The organism is Oscillatoria sp. HE19RPO, assembly GCF_024220515.1.
GTDB lineage: Bacteria > Cyanobacteriota > Cyanobacteriia > Cyanobacteriales > Laspinemataceae > Laspinema.
This window is the reverse complement of the sequence record NZ_JAMXOT010000075.1, coordinates 1-19,802: the sequence shown is the minus strand read 5'-3', so window position 1 is coordinate 19,802 and position 19,802 is coordinate 1. Positions and strand designations below refer to the sequence as shown.

The following is a 19,802-nucleotide window of genomic DNA, read 5'->3' as shown; positions in this document are numbered from 1 at the left end:
CAATGCTTGCGCCCTTAGGGCGCAAGCATTGCGCCCCTACACACACCTTCCTTTCAATTGAACGTTTGGAGGATTTATATTTTGCAATCCCCTTACGTTGACCCAGAGTTGGGTTCAACCCCATAAAAATAGGCGGGTTTTGCCCCACCCGGAGCTTTCTTGATGCCCAGATCCTAAACCGACTCGGTTTTGAAACAGGTTCCGGGGAGGTAAGACACCGGGGAGTTCAGGATAATGTGTCATCGGTTTGGACCGATCGCGCTTTAACAGTTCTCGGTTCATATTAAAATAAGCTGGGATCCAACAATTAGGGTAGCCAATATTACTTAACCCCCTCAGACTTGTCCGGTTACTTTTGGCCCAGTTTTCTCCGGTGATGGATTGAATGGCTTGGACGCTGTGATTGTCCTGGGGACCCTACCGGACTCGACGCACTGACTCTCTCACCCCCTCCCCTGATGATGGTTGAACCTTTGGCGATCGCCCCCGTACTCCTAGCCCAACTCCAACAAGCCATCCCCTCACCTTGGACACCGGGCGATCGCTCCGGTGGGTCAGGTCCCTTGACTTGGCCCCAGTCTATCCCCCTCTATCGCGCCAAAGATTCCCAACGGATCCTTTATATTTCCCCAGTCGCCCTCCAACTGGCGAAACAGGGGTCTATGCCTCCTCTGGAAATTGCCCAGGCGATCGCCCAGGGGTTCCGCGATCCGGAATCCGGTTGTCAAAGGTCTATAAAAACCCACAGGCTGAAGCCTGGGGCTACACAGACAAAGCCCGCCTGCGCGGGCTCATCCAGGAAATCGACTTTTACCAACCGGATGGAGTATGACTCCAGGCCCCCAGACCTAGACTTTCCCATTGCAGCCCACCACTGGATCCTAAGTGTGATGCCCCCGGGCAAACTGTACCTAGAACTCACGGACCCTGGGATAGCAATTTGGTTACAACGGGCCCTCCTTTGGGACTTCCAACCGGACCCCACTCCGGACCCGGGACCCTTTCCCGCCGTTGAGTCCCTCGATTTATTTCCAATTCAGTACGCCCATGCCCGGTGTTGCACCCTGTTACGATTGGCCCACCGCGAGGGCTTGATTACCCTGGAAACCTCTGCCCATCAGGGTATTGGCGCGGTAACGGCACCGGACCCGACCCCCTGGTTAGAGTCCCCAACCCACCTCAAGCTCCATCATCCTGCCGAACGCGCCTTAATTTCCCGGGCGATCGCCACCGTAGACGCCCTCAGTTCTCCCCTTTCTTCCACCCAACTTACTAGCCGAGTTCCTGTTGCCACCCTCTTAAGTCAGGACTTCCTGACTTTTTACGCTCAATGTCAAATTTGGGGATCTGTACAATCCCAGGACCCTAATTTAGCCCAAGCCAGATTGGGGTTAATTTCCATTACCCAAAAATTGCTGAAACGCTTGCTAGAAAAAGACTTGAGCAGCTTCGCTCCCTTGGAACTTTAGCCCAGATGCCTCCGTCTGGGAATCTGAACTCAAAAAAATGTCACAAAATTCTCAAGAAAGTTTTTTGAGGGGGGTGACAAATCCGCTTGGGTTCGATATATTAACAAGTGTGTGAGGAGCGAACCAGATAAGGGCACCGAGACGAAACACGGCCAGTCGTCGGTGCCCTTTCTGCTGCAAATTTTTAAAACCCTACCAAAACCGACAGGTTTATAGGGGAGATTGGGGAGATGGGGAGGATAGGGGAGATAGGGGAGATAGGGAGGATAAGAAAGTTCGTAGTAACGACTTCAGTCGTTTCCGCGTGACTTGGCTGAAGCCAAGTCACGCCCATGTCAGGCCCTGCCTCCAGTCCCCAACCCAGCAGGCGGTAGACCCTCGTCGGATTGCTCGTGTTAGGGTATTCCAACAAATAAATCATCCTTGCTTTGATACGATCGCACCTAACAAGGCTCTTTTAGCCCGCGCAGGCACCGCTTTGTCCGTGTAGCCCCAGGCTTGAGCCTGCGGGTTTTTTGAAGGTTTTATTTTTTGGAGTTCCCTTAAGCCATAACACGAGAGCAACGACTGAAGTCGGGACGTTGAACATCTCCCCCATCTCCCCCATCTCCCCCATCCTTATAAGGGTAGGTTTTTTATCCTCATAGTAGGGGAAGGGACCACCCCGCCCCTCCGGGGCACCCCTCCAAGGGAGGGGAATTTTGGGCCTTATTTCTTTGTTGTGGAGTAGGGTTGTTTCCTTTTATAAGCCCAAGTCATTTTTGGATTGTTCAATCGCTTTATCTGACTAGGGACACAGGTAAATTCCCCTCCTGTGGAGGGGTGTCCCGAAGGGACGGGGTGGTTCTTACAAGAGTAGGTTTTTTATTTCTTGCCTCTAAATGGAATTTTGACGACGAAGAAATAGGCTTTTGGGGACAAGGGGGTTCAGTAAGACCCGGTGAAAAACCTTGATTTTCCGTACCTTGGAGAGTACCCAATCACCCTTGTATTAAAAACCTACTCTTGTAAGTCTCCCCCATCTCCCCATCTGAGTTAGAGCAAAAACTGCTCGATCGCCCTAGCAACCCCTTCTTCTTCTACCGAGGGACTCACCCAATTGGCAACCGCTTTGACGCCTTCGGGAGCATTACCCATCGCCACACCGATACCGGCATACTCCAGCATTTCCACATCATTAAAATTATCCCCAATACACATCACGTTCGCCGGGGAGAGTCCGAGGATATCTTCCGCTAGATAACGGACGGCAGCGCCTTTATTTACCGCTGGATTTCCCGCTTCTAGGAAGGTGGTATGAGATTTGGTAAGGTAAAGTTCGGTACGGGGATAGCGCAAGCTAAAAGCTTGCAGCAACTCGTCGATTAAAGCTGTGTTTTGGCTGAGAGCGAGGAGTTTCGTGGGGGCGGATGCGGTGATTAGGGGTCGCAAGTCGCCATAAGGAATGGGTGTCACTCCGGTGCGATCGCCGTAAGCTTGGCTGTCTGCGGTGAGTTCCCGAACGTAGAGACAATCGTCAATATAGCAGTGAACTGAAAGCTGCGATCGCACGGTAGAGTCATCAAAATAGTCCAATAACTCTAGGGCAATTTCCGATGCCACTGGGGTGTGGGAATGAAGGGTAGCGGTGGCTGGGTCTTTGATAAATGCCCCTTGGTAGGCGATTAAGGGCAAGGGGGAGACAATTTCCTGGTGGAACCGGAGGGCGGATCGATACATCCGTCCCGTGGCGATCGCCACCGGGATGCCTTTTCTATGCACGGCGGCGATCGCGTCTTTCACCGATTGAGTGATTTGATTAGAGACTCCGGCAATGGTGCCATCAATATCGAGGACCAGTAATTGGATATCGGCATTGGAGATCGCCGGTTCACCCACTTTGTACGGGTTGGTTACAGGAGTTGGCATAGCGCAGAAGGGTCCCTTGAGTGTTACGGATTGGCCTATTCTCTGAGTATGGAAGCAGTCGCCCCCCGATGGCAAGGGTAATTTTTCCCTCCTAGAGCATCGGTAGAGGATGGGAGACAAGGAACAAGAAATTGGGTTTTTGGCTGAGATTGGGTGCGAATGGCTACAGCTTGTTGCCAGAAACCCGGTTTGTTATGAGTAAACCCTTCTTTGCACCCGCCTTGCGATCGGCACAATCGAGTCTTCCTGTTTCAAAACAAAAATGTTGTCCAACTGAGAGCTTTTCCTAGATGATTAAATTTTTATTAAATTCATAAAATCCCTCATCAATTGCTGATAAAATCAAGTTATTCTTGCTGAGTAAAATAGTTTGCAATCCTTTATAAACCGTAAAATTGCGGAAATTTTAAAAAATAAAATAAGAAAGGAACGGTTTGAAAAATGCGTTAACTTGAGAATTTGAAGACTAATCAAGACTTAAAACCCGCCTAAATCCAACTCAAACCCGGAAACGATTAGAGAAAAAAACCTCATCCCTAGGGGATTTCAGGGCAGAGACAGGCTCCGAGGAATGCCCGAGCGGACTTCAGACCGACTCTACTGCGTCATGCCCGACTCTCCAAGCAGGGCCAGGAATATGGGTGGACGAAATTGGCAATTTTTAAAAGGTCTGAGAATATTGTTTCATTTTTTGAAGAAACCTCCCCATTTGGAAAAGAACATGAGAAAATAGTTGAAGGGTTAGTTCAAGGTCAATGGGGTGCTGTCATTGGCTATCGTCTCATTCGTTGCGGCCTGAATATTATATAAATTTTAGAAAGCCCTAGGAGCGTTAGTTGGTTATAAATTTCAAACAACTCATAAAAAAAGACCGTTTGGGTATTTCTGATCGGGACAAAAATACCCGAAAAAAACTCGGAACCGCTCAATATCTTGAAGTTACCTCAAGAAATAAGAATCACCCTTTTTAGGTTGAATAACAGCATCCATTCAAGGAGAAAGAAAAGATGAAACGGATTTTAGTTGTGGATGATTCCGCTACGATGAGAAAAATGGTAATCGCATCCCTGCGAGACTTAACCAACGTGACATTTCAGGAAGCAGGGAATGGACTAGAAGCCATAGAACAACTAGCGGTTGCTCCCTTTGATTTGATGATTTTAGATTTGAATATGCCCGATATGCATGGGCTGGAAGTGCTGAGATTCGTCCTGGGACACCCTAGCTACAATGCAACACCGATTGTCATTTTAACCACTAAAGGGGATGAAGGGAGTCGGAGTGAAGCCATCCAAGCTGGAGCAGCCTGTTATTTAACCAAACCCTTTGAACCGCGATCTCTTTCAAGTCAGGTTCATGATTTACTAACTCATTAAATTCTCTGCGCTTTCCCCCCATCTCCCCATTCTCCCCTCTCTCCCTATTCTCCCCTCTCCAATCTAATTCATCACTTGAGTACCAAGATATAAAAGAGAGAAAAACCCTCGTGTCCACCCACCCAGACCCTAAAAATTTTTTTAAAGACTTCTTAGAAGACTATTTTGCCGAATGTGAAGACCACTTAACCGTGGTGCGTCGAGAATTATTGGCAATTGAACCGTTTGTGGGAAAACAGAAAATAGAGCGGTCTGTGTTAAACGAACTGTTTCGGAGCTTTCATTCCCTCAAAGGGTTATCCGGTATGGTCGGCGTCAAAGAGGCAGAAGAATTAGCCCATGAAATGGAAAGCTATTTGCGGGTACTGCGGGATCAAGAAGTCATGCTGAGTCCGCAAGGATTTGATGCCTTACTGGGAGGAACGAAAGGACTAGAACAAACCATTGCGTCCCATCGCAACGACACCGCGTCCCCGGATATTAATCCAGCAATCGCTGCTTTAAGGGCTTTAATTCCCCAAACCGAACCAGAACCTGCTGTTGTAGAAGAGTCAACCCTTCCAAAACTGCAACTCAAAGCTGAAGAAATCACCCACTTGGAGCAGGCGGTAGCCGCCCCAGGAGCGATCGCGTGGCACTTTATTTTTGTCCCCACGCCGCAACTGTCGAATAATGGGATCAACGTCAATAAAATCCGCGATCGCCTGCAAAGTCTAGGTCCATTAATTTATGCCGCACCTCGCATGACCCGAGAGGGAAAAATCGAGTTTGATTTTCTGATCGTCAGCAGCATGAATGAGAGTACCTTTACCGGGTGGGAAAACGACGGACTGACTTGGAGTCCCTATCTGGATTCAACGGACCTCAGCCCTTCCCTAGAGGAGACGCCACCTGGAGTCCCCCCAGCAACTCCCCCGACGCCCTCCGTGGAGCCACATCCTGTTTCCGAACCGTTACCGCCCAAATCCGACCCGAGCAACCCCAAACCCGAATCGCCAGAAAGTCCCACCCCGGTCTCCCCGACAGCCCCCTTAATTTCTCAGAGTTCCAACGTAGTGCGGGTAGACCTCCCCAAATTAGATGAATTGATGCGGATGATGGGGGATTTGGTCATTACCCGGGCGCGACTGGAAGATAGTCTGACCCGCATGAAAGAGACAGTCCCTCTGAGCGACTTGCGTCCCTTGATTGAAATTAACCAAATCTTAGAACGGCAACTGCGGGATTTGCGAGAAGGGGTGATGCGGGTGAGATTAGTGCCGATCGGGGAAATCTTTGCCCGGATGCAATTTGTCGTGCGGGACCTGGTGCGCGAGACCCAGAAACAAGTCCGGGTCGAATTGAGCGGACAGGAAACCGAAATTGATAAATTTGTGGTAGAGCGGATGATGGATCCGCTGTTGCATTTAGTCAGAAATGCGGTGAGTCATGGATTAGAACCCATTGAGGACCGGCAAAAAGCGGGCAAACCCATCGAGGGAAAAATCGCCTTGAGAGCCAAAACTTGTGGGGAGATGGTGGTGATCGAAATCGAAGATGATGGGATTGGGATTGATCAACCCAAAGTAATGGAAAAGGCATACTCGCGAGGGTTGTACTCCAGCGAGAGTCGAAATCTCGGCAATCAGGGTTATGACCCTACGACTATTTTAGAGATTCTTTGCACCCCGGGGTTTTCCACCCGAGATGTGGCGGATTTAGCGAGTGGTCGGGGAGTGGGGATGGCGATCGTCAAAAATACCATTCAGGAACTGGGTGGGACCCTAACCTTTGAGACTGACCTCGGTCAAGGAACGAGATTTATCATTGAATTACCGTTAACCTTGGCGATCGCCGATGCCTTTCTCGTCAGCGTCAGTACCGAAACCTACGCGATCCCCCAGAGTTCAGTGCGCGAGGCGATCGCTTTTCCCACCAGTGCCATCACTGTATTTGAACAGACCGAAATGATTCCTTACCGAGGGAAAGTCATTCCCCTGTTGCGCCTGGAATCCCTGTTTGACTTAACCCCGTCTGACTCCCGGAATCGGCAACAGTCCCCCAAAATACCCCGGCCAAACCCGAGTCCCCCTGCCGCCACCCAATCCTTGGGAAATCCTGCCGTCTTAACCCGCCATCTGGGGCAATTCTCCTCTGGAGACGCGAATAGAACCCACTCCTCCTTACGGGTCGTGATTGTCGGCAGTGGACCCAGTACCGTCGGCATTGCCGTGGATCGGATTATCGGACAGCGAGAAATTGTAGTGCGCCCCCTAAACGACCCCTTTGTTCAAGTCCTCGGCATTTCTGGCGCGACTGAAATCGGAGATGGTCGGGTGATCTTAATTCTCGATGCCCCGGCCTTAATCCGAACCTCCACTCCCAAATAACAGCGGAACATCGCCTGTTATTGGTCATGGGTCATGGGTCATGGGTCATTTGGATTACTGAATATTCACCGACCCCGGACCCCGGACCCCGGACCAACAACCAACAACTAAAAACTAATAACCAAGGACATTAGACATCAGACCAAGGACATTAGACCCATGACCAATGACAAATCCGACTCCACTTTTATTTTTTTTGAACTGGCCAATACGACCTACGGAATTACCTCGCAAGTCGTGCAGCAGATGGAAATGATTGACCGAATTACCCCAGTTCCCAAAGCACAGCCCTTTGTTGAAGGCGTTGTTTTTTCTCGGGGACAAGTGATTCCGGTCCTGAATTTGCGCGTAAAATTTGGCCTAGAAAAAATTCCCTACGATCTTCGCACCCGCTTAATCGTTATTCATATCAATCAGCGCACCATCGGTTTGGTGGTGGATACTGCCCGAGAGTTCATATCGGTACCCATCGATGCCATGCAACCCCCCCCGGAAGGAATGCCCGGATTAAGCAGCCGTTATTTATCAGGAATTGCCACCCTAGGCGATCGGGTTGTTCTCTTACTCAATGTTGAGGAATTATTGAATGACTCAGGACCCATAGAGCGATTAAGCGTAACATGATTCAATCAGACTTTTTAATTTAAAATCAATTCAGCATTAATCCAAAAATTTAGGATTTCCTGAAACTATTTCCAAACTATTTCCAAACTATTTCCAAACTATTTCCAAACTATTTGAGAATTTGAGAGAAAATCATGGCTAAGAAAGAGACTAAATCTAACAACAAAAACAAAGTTAAGAATCATAAAATATCCCTCACATCCGAAAAGGGCAAAATTCGGTTATTTGCTAATCAGATGACCGAATCCGCCCACGAAATTTCGCGGATAGCTGAAGATGTCTCCAGCGGAGCGCTCCAGCAAATTCGCTCCCTCGATGACAACACCATCACCCTCAACCAAATGGTTTCCTCCCTCAAAGAAACCGCCACCCAAGCTGAATCTGTCGCCACCGCCACGGAGGAGCTCGTTTCCTTTGTGAACGAAATGGCTGCCTCCATTGAGCAAGTCACCGCCAGCACCGTCAGTTTAGCCACGGAAATCAACGACATCTCCACCAACACCCAGGAAACCGCCAGTTCCATCAAAAGTGTTAGCAACACCACCGAGGAAATGGCAACCTCAGGAACCCAACTCACCAGCTCAATGGGCGAAATCGCCGCCTCCATCAAAAGCGTCAGTCGCGACACCGACGAACTCGCCTCCGCCATCAACCAAACCGCCGCCTCCATCGAACAAATCACCACCTCCATCTCCGGCGTCGCCCTCAATGCCGATGACCTCAATACCGCTGCCGAAGAAACCACCTCGGCAATGGACTCAATGGCCGCCTCCATCGAACAAGTCTCCGCCACTGCCGAAAACCTCGCCGCCATGGTCGAGCAAGTCTCCGTCTCCATCGAAGAAATGGCCCGTTCCATCCAAGGCGTCGCCCTCAACAGCAAAGAAATCACCGACGCCGCCAACCTCGCCGCCAGCAGCGCCGAACAACTGGACCGCTCCATTCGCAACGTCTCCACCCTCACCCAACAAACCAACGACATCACCCGCAAAGTCGCCAGCGATGCCAGTGTCGGCGGAGCCACCGTCCAAAAAACCATCCAAGGACTCAACCTGGTGCGCGCCTCAATGGTCCAATCCGCCTCCGCCATCCGCGAAACCGGCAAACGCACCGACGAAATCAGCTCCATCGTAGACACCATCAACCTGATCGCCGAACGCACCAACCTCCTCTCCCTCAACGCCTCCATCGAAGCCGCCCGCGCCGGAGAAGCCGGACGCGGATTCGCCGTGGTTGCTGAAGAAATTCGTGCCCTAGCCGATCGCGCTGCCGCTGCCACCTCAGAAATCAGCACCATCATCAAAAACCTCCAAACCGTCGTCCAAGAAGCCGTCAACACCTCCAACGATGGCCTCAAAGTCGCTGAGGATAGCGGACGTCAAGCCGAAGATGGCGTCAGCGCCCTCAACCAAATCCTCCTCGGCATCGAAGAAACCGCCCAACTCGTCACCCAAATCACCGGCGCCTCCGAACAACAACTCAGCGCCGGACAAGCCGTCGTCACGGCGATCGACACCACCGCCTCCCAAGCCGCCCAAGTCGCCGGAGCCACCGCCGAACAATCCAAAACCGCTCAAAACATCGTTCAAGCCGCCTCCCAAATGCGTTCCATCGCCATGGAAGTCACCAAAGCCATGACCCTCCAAGCTCGCGGAGCCCGCGACGTCATGAAAGCCGCCCAAAATACCGCCCTACTCACCAACCAAATTAGAAAAGCCACCGCCGAACAAGCCTCATGTGCCAATCAAATCGTCCAAGCCGTCGAAGCCATGCGCCGCGCCGCCACCAGCACGTCGCGCGCCCTCGCCCAACAATCCACCGCCTCCGAACAAGTCAACCAAGAAGCCGGACGCCTCGCCCGCCTGATCTCCAACATCTCCCGAGGAATGGTCGAACAAAACAGCGCCAGCGACTTCATTGCCACCGCCGTCGCCAACATCCAACAACAATCCGAACAAGTCGCCCGCGCCATGACCGAACAATCCCGCGCCATCAAAGAAATGACCCTCGCCCTCAACACCATCTCCAAACAAATCCAATCAATGGTCACCGCCAACCAACAACACTCCACCCTCTCCTCTTCCATCCTCACCGCCCTCCAACAACTCCGAGATATTGCCGAATCCAACGCCATCGGTGTCAAAGAAACCCAACAAGCCACCAGCGCCTTGGTTGAACGAGCCATTACCCTCAGCGCGATCGCCAGTTCCCTGGAAAAATCCTCCTCCTAATACGGAATCCGGTTGTCTTGGGTCTACTAAACCCGCACCCGTGCATGGTGGAGGCTCACAGGACGAAGCCTGCCTGCGCAGGCTGAAGAGAAAATCGACTTTTAACAACCGGATTTGGTATAACCCCCTCTCTCCCCCTTCCCCTCCCCCTAACCCAACCCCACTCACCCAGAATCCACCCCCATGACTATCAGCATCTTCACCACCGACTCCAATCTTATCGTCCGGTCCTGGGACCCCCGTCTCGCCGAAATGACCGGACTCAGTGGAGAAACCGCCGTCGGACTCCACCTCGCCACCCTCGCCCCCAACCTCTCCTCCCGGGGATTCACCACCCGCTTTGAGCGCGTCCTCAGCGAAGGCGTCGTCGAAACCCTCGCCCCCGCCTTACACCACTACCTCATCCCCTGCCCTCCCCTCGTCCCCTCCAAATATTTCGAGCAGATGCAGCAACGGGTCACCATCGGCCCCCTGCGAGACAAAGAGCGCATCGTTGGCACCATCGTCACCATCGAAGATGTCACCCCGCGCCTAGAACAAGAACGAGAACTGCACGAACAACTCCAACGACGCCAACCCCTCACCCCTCAACCCCCCACGGACCCCGCTGAACCTGACTCCCTGGCCACCGGACCCCTCCATCCCATCCTGCAAGCCCTCCAAGATAAAAACTGGCAAGTGCGCCGGGATGCCGTCGATCGCCTCGCAGGCGATCGCCACCCTAACCTCACCACCGAACTCCTCCAACTCCTGCGCACCCAACACCGCAATCCAGGGGTCTTAAATGGCGTCCTTCAAGTCCTAGCCGCCTCCGATGTCGATATGATTCCCGCCTTGGTCGAATGCCTCCAAGACGATGACCCGGACCTCCGCATCTATGCCGCCCTCGCCCTAGGAGAACGCGCCGACAAGCGCGCCATTCACCCCCTAATTGCCGCCCTGGCTGACCCCAATCCCAATGTCCGCTATCACGCCATTGATGCCCTAGGTCAGTTACGCTCCGAACAAGCCGTAGAACCCCTGGTCACCATCGCTGAATCCAACGACTTCTTCCTCGCCTTTCCCGCCCTCGATGCCCTGATGCGGATTTGCGACAGCGCCATCGCCCCCCGCCTGCTCCCCCTCCTGAAAAACACCCTCAGTTGGCGAGTCCGTCGTGAAGCCGTCGATAGTTTGGCCCAACAAAATGACCCCGCCATCGCCATCGAACTCCTGCGAATGTTGCGCGAACAACACCGCAATCCCAACGTCCTCAACAGCGTTCTGCAAATCCTGGTTCTTAGCGATGTAGACCCCATTCCCTCCTTGGTCGAATGCCTCCAAGATGATGACCCAGACCTGCGAATTTATACCGCTCTGGCCCTGGGAGAACGTCACGATGTCCGGGCTATTCCGGCTCTGATTGCGGTCTTAAATGACCCCGATGCCAATGTGATTTATCACGCCATTGAAGCCCTGGGGCGGTTGCGGGCGGTGGATGCCGTTGAACCGTTATTAGCCCTAGCTGAATCTGGTGATTTTTTCCTCGCCTTTCCCGCCATTGATGCGCTGATTCGGATTGGCGATCGCACCATTGCCCCCAGACTCGCCCTGCTCCTAGAACACAATGAACTCCTCGGCCCCCAGGTGGCTGATGCCCTCGGTCAGTTGGGAGATGCCGATGTGGTTAAGCCATTGGCACGGTTATTCAATCAAGAACAACAGCCGATTAAAGAAATTGCCGTGGCGATCGCCGCCATTTACCACCGCTATCAAACCCTCTTTGGGGAAGGCATCCACATCGCTGACCTCACCCGCTCCCAAATCCAGCCCCCCGGCCAACACCATCTAATCCAGGCTTTAGAACGAGCCAATGCTCAGGAATTATCCGCCCTGGCCCTGATTTTGGGGTGGTTGGAAGGTCCAGCCATCGCGGAAACCCTGGCCGAACTGTTGGCTGAACCCTCGGTGCGGGAAATAGTCTTAGAGGCATTAGTCCGGTTAGGGAGTTCCGTCACTCCCTTATTGATTCGCCAACTGGATGCGGAGGATTTGGAGACTCGCAAAGCCGCAATTGTCGCCTTGGGCCGAATTGGCAGCCAAAAAGCCGTTCCGGCATTAATGGCCCAGTTGATTCAGACCGAACCCGAATTAGTCATGATTACGACCACTGCCCTAGCGCAAATTGGCGATCGCTCCTCCTATGAAGCATTAATTGGGTTATTGGGTCATCCCGAAGTCTCAGTTCGTCTCGGGGCGATCGCCGCCCTCAACTCCCTCGGCCATCCAGCCATGCCAGAACGGGTGTTTAGCTTAATGCAAGATGAGAATCCCCATAAACGAGAATCAGCGATTAAAATTGCCGGATATTTTGCTTATCCCAACTGCATCGACCTGTTGTTTGAGTTATGTCAGGACCCGTTTGAGCGAGTGCGGCGAGCGGCGATCGAGCATCTTCCTTATTTAGAGCAAGAGGACCGGGCCTTAGCCGTATTGAGTGCCGCCCTAACTCACGATACTCCCCCCGTCCGGGCCGCAGCCGCTCGGGCCCTGGGAGAGATGGAAGAAGCTCGGGTGGGTGAGTATTTGTTGGGGGCTTTGCAGGATGAGGATTCTTGGGTGCGGTATTATGCCGTTTCCGCCATTGCCAAGCTCAGGAACGCTACAGAGGGGGTTAGGGAGGAGGGGTTGTTTGAGATTCTTCAGGATTTAGCCTTGAGTGACCCGGCAAATCCCGTGCGGGCTGCGGCGACGGAAGCTTTGGGTTATTTGGGGCGCGAGAAAGCCGTACCGATTTTGGCGGCGATCGCCGAGGAAGAGGGGCAGGATGAGGATTTGGTCCGGGCGGCGTTACGCGCTTTGGGGCGGATTGAGGATCCGAGTGCCTTGGCTCCGCTGTTAAATGCCTTGAATTCCCCCCAAGCTGAACGGCGTCTGGATGCCTTGCAAGCGTTTAAGGAGCGGGGTGGGACTGAGGCAGGGGTGGCGTTGCAATGGTTGGGGGCGGCAGACCCGGAGACGCGAGTGGTCCAAGCGGCGATCGACTCTCTGGCGCGGATGGGAACACCAGAGGCGATCGCCTCCCTGCTGGATTTGACGGTGGATCCGACTTGTCGGGATACTTGCATTCAAACTTTGGCGGCTCGGGGTGGGGTTCAGGCTGCTGAACATGGGAGTTATCCGTTTAAGGAGTCCGGTATGGTGGCGATCGAGGCTTATATTGAGGCAGTGGGAAGGGGTCTACGCCATGTCCATCCAGCGGTTCGCACGGCGGTGGTGGAAATTCTGACCCGCCTGAAGCATCCAGAGGCGTCTGAGTTGTTGATTTTGGCGCTGGATGATAGCGATCCCGATGTCCGTCTCGCTGCCGTGACGGCTTTGGGTCATCTCGGTAATCATGCTTGTGAGGATAAGTTGGTGATTTTGGCCCGGACTGATTCGGACCCCTCGGTTCGTCGGGCTGCTCGAAAGGTTCTACAAAGCTGATTGGGGGATTGGTCATGGGTCATTGGTCATTTGTTATTGGTCATTGGTCATTGGTCATTGGTCATTGGTCTTTGGTCACCAGGGGAAACCGACTTGAGATCGCCGGATTGGGGAGGAGTCCGAAGTTATTGGTCTTTGGTCTTTGGTCATTGGTCATTGGTCTTTGGTCACCAGGGGAAACCGACTTGAGATCGCCGGATTGGGGAGGAGTCCGAAGTGTTCGGCCCTATTCGCAGTTTCTGCTCCCCTTGAGGTCATCCCGATGGGGGAAGCTTTAGAGAGTTTTGGATGTACCGCAATTCATGACAGTCCGGGATGTTGCGTCTCATGAAAGATTTCTATATTCTTCTATTCTAGCCATGAGATTTTTTCCAGAGCCTTTACAGTTGACGGATAGTGTTTTTACTATTCTGCGCGATTTGATTCATGAACGGGCGGGTTTATACTATGAAAATGACAAGCGTGAAATTTTAGCAGATAAACTCACGCCTCGCGTGATTGAGTGCGGGTTGAATTCATTTTTGGATTATTACTATCTGCTAAAATACGATGCGATCGCCACGGCTGAGTGGAAGTCTGTCATTGATGTCCTTTCAGTGCAGGAAACCTTTTTTTGGAGAGAAAGTGATGCTTTAAAGGCTCTAGTTGAGGTGTTGTTACCCCAATATTTGGCCGAGCGTCGCGGCACTTTTGCCCCGGGAGGTTCCTACTCGTTGTCTTCCAAACCCCTGCGGATTTGGAGTGCTGCCTGTGCTACGGGAGAAGAACCCCTCTCAATTGTGATGGCATTGGAGGAAGGGGGTTGGTTTGAACGCTTACCGATTGAGTTGTATGCTTCCGATGCTGCTTCCGGGGCGATTGCTAAAGCTCGACTCGGGGTTTATCGAGAGCGGTCTTTTCGCAACTTTCCGGCATCCCTGCGGGATAAATATTTTACCAAATCAGAATTCGGTTGGCAAGTCTGTTCTTCCCTGCATAAACGCATTCAATGGACTATTGCCAATTTAATGAATGAGTCGGAAATTGAACGATTCAGTCAATCGGATATCATTTTTTGCCGGAATGTATTTATTTATTTTTCTCCGGATTCAATTCGCAAAACTGTTGATTATTTTTATCAGAAGATGCCCAATCGTGCCTATTTATTTTTAGGGTCTTCTGAATCCCTACTCAAGCTGAATAGCGATTTCGAGTTGCGAGAAGTTGGCGGGGCTTTTGTCTATGTTAAGGAGAAGTCCATTAAAAGTTAGAGACTGGAAAGTCGTCTAGTTAGTTAGAGTTAGTTATCCTTTGAATTAAGAAGAAGGAAATTGAATAATTTCTGCTTTTAAGATAAAAAAGGATGAAATCAAGTCCAATTCATTAATGTGAAACTTTGAATCAATGGGGAGAGACATGAAGAAAGTTGTACGAGTTTTGGTAGTGGATGATTCAGCGTATGTCCGCAAGGTGGTCAAGCAAATGCTATCCCGTTCTCCCTTTATTGAAGTGGTAGGAACGGCCCGAGATGGAGCGGAAGCATTGGAGGAGATCGAAACTCTGAACCCGGATGTGGTTACTTTAGACTTGATCATGCCAGAAATGGACGGGGTGGAATTTTTGCACCAACAAATGGCTCGTCGTCCCATTCCCGTGGTGATTATTAGTATTGCTAGTGAAGGGGGGGAACAGGTCCTCGCGGCATTGGATGCTGGGGCGGTTGACTTCTTGCAAAAGCCGACGGCGTTGGCGAATGAAAAGATTTTTGAGATCGGCAATGAGTTGATTGAAAAGGTGAAAGCGGCTGCTAATGTACCCCTGAATCGCCTGCCGGTGATGTCGGAACGTCCGATCCAATTGAGCAAGGTGATGCCTTCGGTCCCCTCATCTGGGGTGGTGGACCTCGTGGCGATCGGGATTTCTACCGGGGGTCCCCAGGCCCTAGCTTTTTTAATTGGGCAGTTGCCAGCGGATTTACCTGTCCCGGTGGCGATCGTCTTACATATGCCGGTGGGTTATACCGCGATGTATGCCAAACGGCTGAATGAGATGTCGTTGATGAAGGTGGTAGAAGCGTCGGAAGGGGAGGTTCTGGAACCCGGGGTGGTGTTTATTGCCCCTGCCGGACGGCATTTAACGTTTGTTCGCCATAGTGATGGGACGGTGAAGACGCATCTGGATGCTCGTCCGTTCGATACGCTTCATCGTCCTTCGGTGGATGTGATGTTTCAATCAGCGGCGGAGGTGTTTGGCGATCGCGTTTTGGGAGTGGTGATGACGGGGATGGGTTCCGATGGCACTCAGGGTTCGGCTTGGATTAAATCTCGCGGCGGATCCATTTTTACCGAAGCGGAGGAAAGCTGTATCGTCTACGGAATGCCGCGATCGGTCGTGGAAGCGGGCTTAAGTGACCGATCTGTCACCTTAGATGGCATGGCACAGACCATTCTTGACCGGCTGTAATGGCTCCCTGGGTTGTTTCTTGTGAGGGCAAGGAAACGCCCCAGATGGGTTCGGCAAACGGGTAGGTTTCGGGTTTAAGAGAAAAAACTGTTTACGCTCGGTTCTCTAAAATTTATGTCTTCGCGATCGATGATGAGGACCTTTCTAATTGCTCCGTTTAGGGTCGCTCATTTCAGGGTTGAGCATTTTGGGTTTAGGGCAGTAATACCCCAGCGGTTTTCCAGGGAAATATTTCCCTTAACTGTTTTGGATACTGGTCTAATTCAATTTAATTAGTAAGATAGAGGTGAACAATGCTATTGACTGAAACACAAAAAAATGGATTAACTGAATTTACAAAAATGGCCTTAGCCCGCCGTACTGCTGCCTCCCTTTCGGAACTGATTGGTTTCCCGGTCGTGGTCCATGTCTCTAATGTTTCCCTTCATCCGCTCAGTGGATTGCTCACTGAATTTTCGGCACTTTTACCCAATGAAGTGGCGACGATTCATCAGCTATTTACGGGGTCTATCGCTGGGGATGCTCTGTTGTTAGTGGATTATTACTATGCTTTGATGTTGTCCAATGTATTCCGGAACAATTCGGAAATCCTCCCTCATCGCCTCGATGCCTCCGCTTGTGAGATTCTAACGGAAATTGGAAATGTTGTTTTAAATGCCTATTTAGGGATGTTAAGCAAAATGCTTCAGCGACAACTTTCATTTTCTATTCCCTCCTTTGATATTGAACATCTGGTTTCCTTGACGGAATCTCTCACCCTCGGTAAGAATGAATTTCGTTATGCTCTCGTGGTTGATACTTTATTGCAATTTCATGATAAATCTGTACCCACTCATCTCGTCTTTGTCTCTGGTGTTGTGTCTATTTCCTGCTTAATTAAAGCCATTGAAACTTGGGCCTCTATCGCTATTCCTTGTTCGTAATGAACAGGAAAATTCGATTTCTTGTCCGTGATGTTCTGGGTTAACAATCGGTTTAATTCCGATGAAACACTGCTCCTATATAAGTAGAATGGTTTTGGGTAAACAGAGAAAAAGCGAGCATTTCGGTATTTGTTAGACTGCAAATACGAAATTGCTCGCTTCAATAGTTGATAGTTGATTTGTCTGGTGATTTTAAGTCAGGTCAATGAGCTAATTTGTAACGTCGAAAGGCGAGAATGTCTTCTCGACCTTGAGCGCCTGTTAGACTTAAATTTTCCTTTGAATTTATAGCGAACGGCTCGATAAACTACATGATAATCTACATCAACTCCGCAGGCTTCTTTCAACCAAGCTTGAATCTCTCCATAGCTGTTAAACCCTTCTTCGCTTTGAATTTTTAATTTCAGTTTTTCGAGGGCCTCTGCGGGAATGGTAATCGGTCTCCCAGCGGGTTTATAAACTTTGAGTAATCCATCTAATCCTTCGTTTTTGTACTTCTGAAACCAGCGATAGAGGGTTGAGGTATCTCGCGATAGGAGTCTGGAAAGGGATTCTAAGGTGCTGACTTTACCGGATTTTAGCAAGTACAAAGCGTGTAGTCTTTCTTTTTTTTGAGCATTCGTCTCTTTTTTGAAACGAGTTTTGAGTTCATCCGCTGGTTCTTTGATATCTAACTTGAGGGTGTTCGCCATTTTACAATCGCTCTAATTAAAATAACTCCAGCTTAATTTTGGCGAGATTAACACAAACCAAGAACTCGCCCTCGCTGCTATAAAAACAGTCGCAGGCATCCTCGCGGTTGCGATCGCCTTGAAAAAGTTCATGCCGGATCGCGATCGGGTTTAGTCCACATCCGGTTGAGCTAGGGTACTCTCTACTCAATGGGTCAGAAGCGGGTCGATCGCGAAGCGCTAGGGACACAGGCATCTTTTCCTTATCCCATTTTTGGATTAAAATCAAATGCTACTCATATCTTATTCTCGACAGCCTGATGAGTCAATGGCAATCTGTCGCTACAATCGCATTACCCGAGTCTAGCTGCGAACGCTTTTTCTCATAGAAGTTTCCCCCCACCCGGGGTAACATTGGCGAGGTTTTGCCCATTCAATTAGGTTTTGATCCGGTGAGTCTTCTGTACGCGGTGCGATCGCCCACCCTGCAACCCGATTAACCTCATCCTGGTTTGGATCTCTTAAAAAATGATTAAATTTACAGCAATAACGCATCCTCTCGCTGATTGAGGACCCACTAGAGGCAATCCCCTCGGAATTGCCCCTACAGACTTTCTCCTCTGCCTAAAGCCTCGGGACACTCAGGTGAAGACAACCGAGTTTCTTCACACCCATGCTGAAAACAAAGCAACCCATCCCTTGGTCCTGAATCTATGCTGCCACCAGTTCTTGACCTTGCTCGGCAGTTGCCCAAGTTTCGTAATCTAATAATAACTGCTGCATTAATCCTTGTTTCATTTTCAGCAGGACATTTCCGAGTAAATTATTCCCCGTACTTTGAATCATCGATTTTGGCATCATCGAAAACGGTGGGGGTAGGTAAATGGTTAATCCTAACTCCGCATCCCCTCCTAAATAAGTCTTCCCTTGATTGCGATAGGCTTCCATTGTCCCACTCAGTTCTAACTGAAAGTGTTCGTTAATGGTTTCAATCCCACGCAAATTACAGCCTACGGATTCTAAACAAATCGTGCCTTCCCCATCCGCCCAAACTTTCATGTCTACGGTGGGTTCGATTTTTAAAGTAAAGAAGTTTAAGGGGCGCATTCTGAGGCGGTAGCAATTGCTACTTAACTGTTCGATGCAGCTGGGATCTGCGATCGCCCTAACAATCCGTTCAGGGGACTGCAAATACCTCTCAATCTCTACAGGTTGCTGTGGAACAGCCAGATCAACCGATTGTGTGGCAACAAACTGATAGTACATGGGAGGAGACTCTATTAATATTTGTTAAGCGGGTTTCATAAACCTTACAGTAGTTTACATTTATTGGCAATCTTTTCTATTTACCCAAGGGCAGAACTGGCGATCGCCCGCCATCCCTTATGCCGGGGGTGTATTCGGCGAAAGCACCTGACTCCCCACCGCTAACTCCGACGAGGTGGCATCCGATGCCCAATGACGATAATCGAGCAACAACTGGTGCATCAACCGTTGCTTAATCGTCAGCAACACACTCTTGAGCAATCCATTCCCCGTGGTTTCTAATAAAGATTTGGGGGCCATCCACAAGGGCGGTGGCAAATCGACTTCCACGACTAAATCCGCTTTTCCCTTCAAATAAGTCACCCCCCTTTCTTCCACCGGGGAGAGTTTCCCCACCAGATCCAGACAAAAGCGGCGATCGATATACTCAATCCCTCGGATTTCACTCCCCACGGAAACCAAATGAACGGTCCCATCCGGTTTTGCCCAGACTCTCAGATCCACTGTCGGTTGAATCCGCAGCATCATAAACTCCAAGGGACGCATTTTTAATCTAAACCGCTCTTTCCCTAATTGTTCGGTCCGAGTCGGATCCACAAGCGCTCTAATCAACCGTTGGGGTTGCCGTAGGTAATGTTGAATCGGAACAGGTTGGATGGGAACAGGAATGGAAACAGACTGAGACGCGACAAACCGGATATTATGCATGGGGGTTCAACTCAGGGTGAGGTTTCTTAATCACTACGCTATCAAAATTTACATTTTTTAACAAAGTGTAAACTTTGGCCGAGCAGGCTGTAATCTGGGCCTTATGGTGATTAAATACGGGAAATGACCCAGGGGTTATGAGAATAACTGCTTTAACTTGCCGTTAATTCTACTGTATTTCTGAGAAAACCCCTAAAAAACTTAATCAATGGGGACAAGCTCACCCCAAAACTTTCATCGGCGCACCCAGATAAGGGAATTGCAAAATATAAATCCTCCAACCGTTTAACTGAAAGGAAGATATCTGTAGGGGCGCAATGCTTGCGCCCTCCGGAGGGCGCAAGCATTGC

At 50.5% G+C, this 19,802-nt stretch carries 14 protein-coding genes; 9 read left to right on the top strand and 5 right to left on the bottom strand.

From position 1 onward, the window contains the following. Positions 1-458: 458 nt before the first annotated feature. Positions 459-1,469 carry a DALR anticodon-binding domain-containing protein gene (locus tag NG833_RS07845; protein WP_254564738.1) on the top strand — a complete coding sequence of 337 codons (1,011 nt, stop codon included), beginning with the start codon at positions 459-461 and terminating at the stop codon, positions 1,467-1,469. 1,035 nt (positions 1,470-2,504) lie between these two features. Here NG833_RS07845 and NG833_RS07840 read toward each other — a convergent pair. Further along, positions 2,505-3,377 (bottom strand): Cof-type HAD-IIB family hydrolase, encoded by an 873-nt coding sequence (locus NG833_RS07840; RefSeq protein WP_254564737.1) that lies wholly within the window; start codon positions 3,375-3,377, stop codon positions 2,505-2,507. 1,007 nt (positions 3,378-4,384) lie between these two features. Between NG833_RS07840 and NG833_RS07835 the strand changes: the two genes are divergently transcribed. The 8 genes from NG833_RS07835 (at position 4,385) to NG833_RS07795 (ending at position 16,807) form a co-directional block, all read left to right on the top strand. After that, the gene (locus NG833_RS07835) at positions 4,385-4,753 is read left to right on the top strand and encodes a response regulator (RefSeq protein ID WP_254564736.1); all 369 of its coding nucleotides are present in this window, start codon (positions 4,385-4,387) and stop codon (positions 4,751-4,753) included. Between the two features lie 110 nt (positions 4,754-4,863). Beyond that, complete coding sequence (locus tag NG833_RS07830; protein ID WP_254564735.1) at positions 4,864-7,122, top strand: chemotaxis protein CheA; 2,259 nt, start codon at positions 4,864-4,866, stop codon at positions 7,120-7,122. A gap of 159 nt (positions 7,123-7,281) precedes the next feature. Further along, positions 7,282-7,746, top strand: a complete 465-nt coding sequence (locus tag NG833_RS07825) for a chemotaxis protein CheW (RefSeq protein WP_254564734.1) — start codon at positions 7,282-7,284, stop codon at positions 7,744-7,746. Positions 7,747-7,880: 134 nt separating this feature from the next. Continuing rightward, positions 7,881-9,977 carry a methyl-accepting chemotaxis protein gene (locus NG833_RS07815; protein WP_256555864.1) on the top strand — a complete coding sequence of 699 codons (2,097 nt, stop codon included), beginning with the start codon at positions 7,881-7,883 and terminating at the stop codon, positions 9,975-9,977. Between the two features lie 183 nt (positions 9,978-10,160). Beyond that, the gene (locus tag NG833_RS07810) at positions 10,161-13,442 is read left to right on the top strand and encodes a HEAT repeat domain-containing protein (RefSeq protein WP_254564733.1); all 3,282 of its coding nucleotides are present in this window, start codon (positions 10,161-10,163) and stop codon (positions 13,440-13,442) included. A gap of 359 nt (positions 13,443-13,801) precedes the next feature. Next, positions 13,802-14,692 (top strand): protein-glutamate O-methyltransferase CheR, encoded by an 891-nt coding sequence (locus NG833_RS07805; protein ID WP_254564732.1) that lies wholly within the window; start codon positions 13,802-13,804, stop codon positions 14,690-14,692. A 145-nt stretch (positions 14,693-14,837) separates the two neighbouring features. Continuing rightward, positions 14,838-15,884: a chemotaxis response regulator protein-glutamate methylesterase gene (locus tag NG833_RS07800; protein WP_254564731.1), complete on the top strand. Its 1,047-nt coding sequence runs from the start codon at positions 14,838-14,840 to the stop codon at positions 15,882-15,884. Positions 15,885-16,177: 293 nt separating this feature from the next. Next, a complete protein-coding gene (locus NG833_RS07795) occupies positions 16,178-16,807 on the top strand; it encodes a chemotaxis protein CheC (protein WP_254564730.1) in 630 nt (209 codons plus the stop codon). A 197-nt stretch (positions 16,808-17,004) separates the two neighbouring features. Here the strand turns inward: NG833_RS07795 and NG833_RS07790 are convergent, their stop codons facing one another. The 4 genes from NG833_RS07790 to NG833_RS07775 all read right to left on the bottom strand — a co-directional run bounded on the left by NG833_RS07790 (position 17,005) and on the right by NG833_RS07775 (position 19,452). Continuing rightward, positions 17,005-17,499, bottom strand: a complete 495-nt coding sequence (locus tag NG833_RS07790; protein WP_254564729.1) for a helix-turn-helix domain-containing protein — start codon at positions 17,497-17,499, stop codon at positions 17,005-17,007. Between the two features lie 16 nt (positions 17,500-17,515). Continuing rightward, positions 17,516-17,728, bottom strand: coding sequence for a hypothetical protein (locus NG833_RS07785; protein WP_254564728.1), 213 nt, complete (start codon positions 17,726-17,728; stop codon positions 17,516-17,518). A gap of 461 nt (positions 17,729-18,189) precedes the next feature. Continuing rightward, positions 18,190-18,744, bottom strand: a complete 555-nt coding sequence (locus NG833_RS07780; RefSeq protein ID WP_254564727.1) for a DUF1997 domain-containing protein — start codon at positions 18,742-18,744, stop codon at positions 18,190-18,192. 117 nt (positions 18,745-18,861) lie between these two features. Beyond that, complete coding sequence (locus NG833_RS07775; protein WP_254564726.1) at positions 18,862-19,452, bottom strand: DUF1997 domain-containing protein; 591 nt, start codon at positions 19,450-19,452, stop codon at positions 18,862-18,864. Positions 19,453-19,802: the final 350 nt, after the last annotated feature.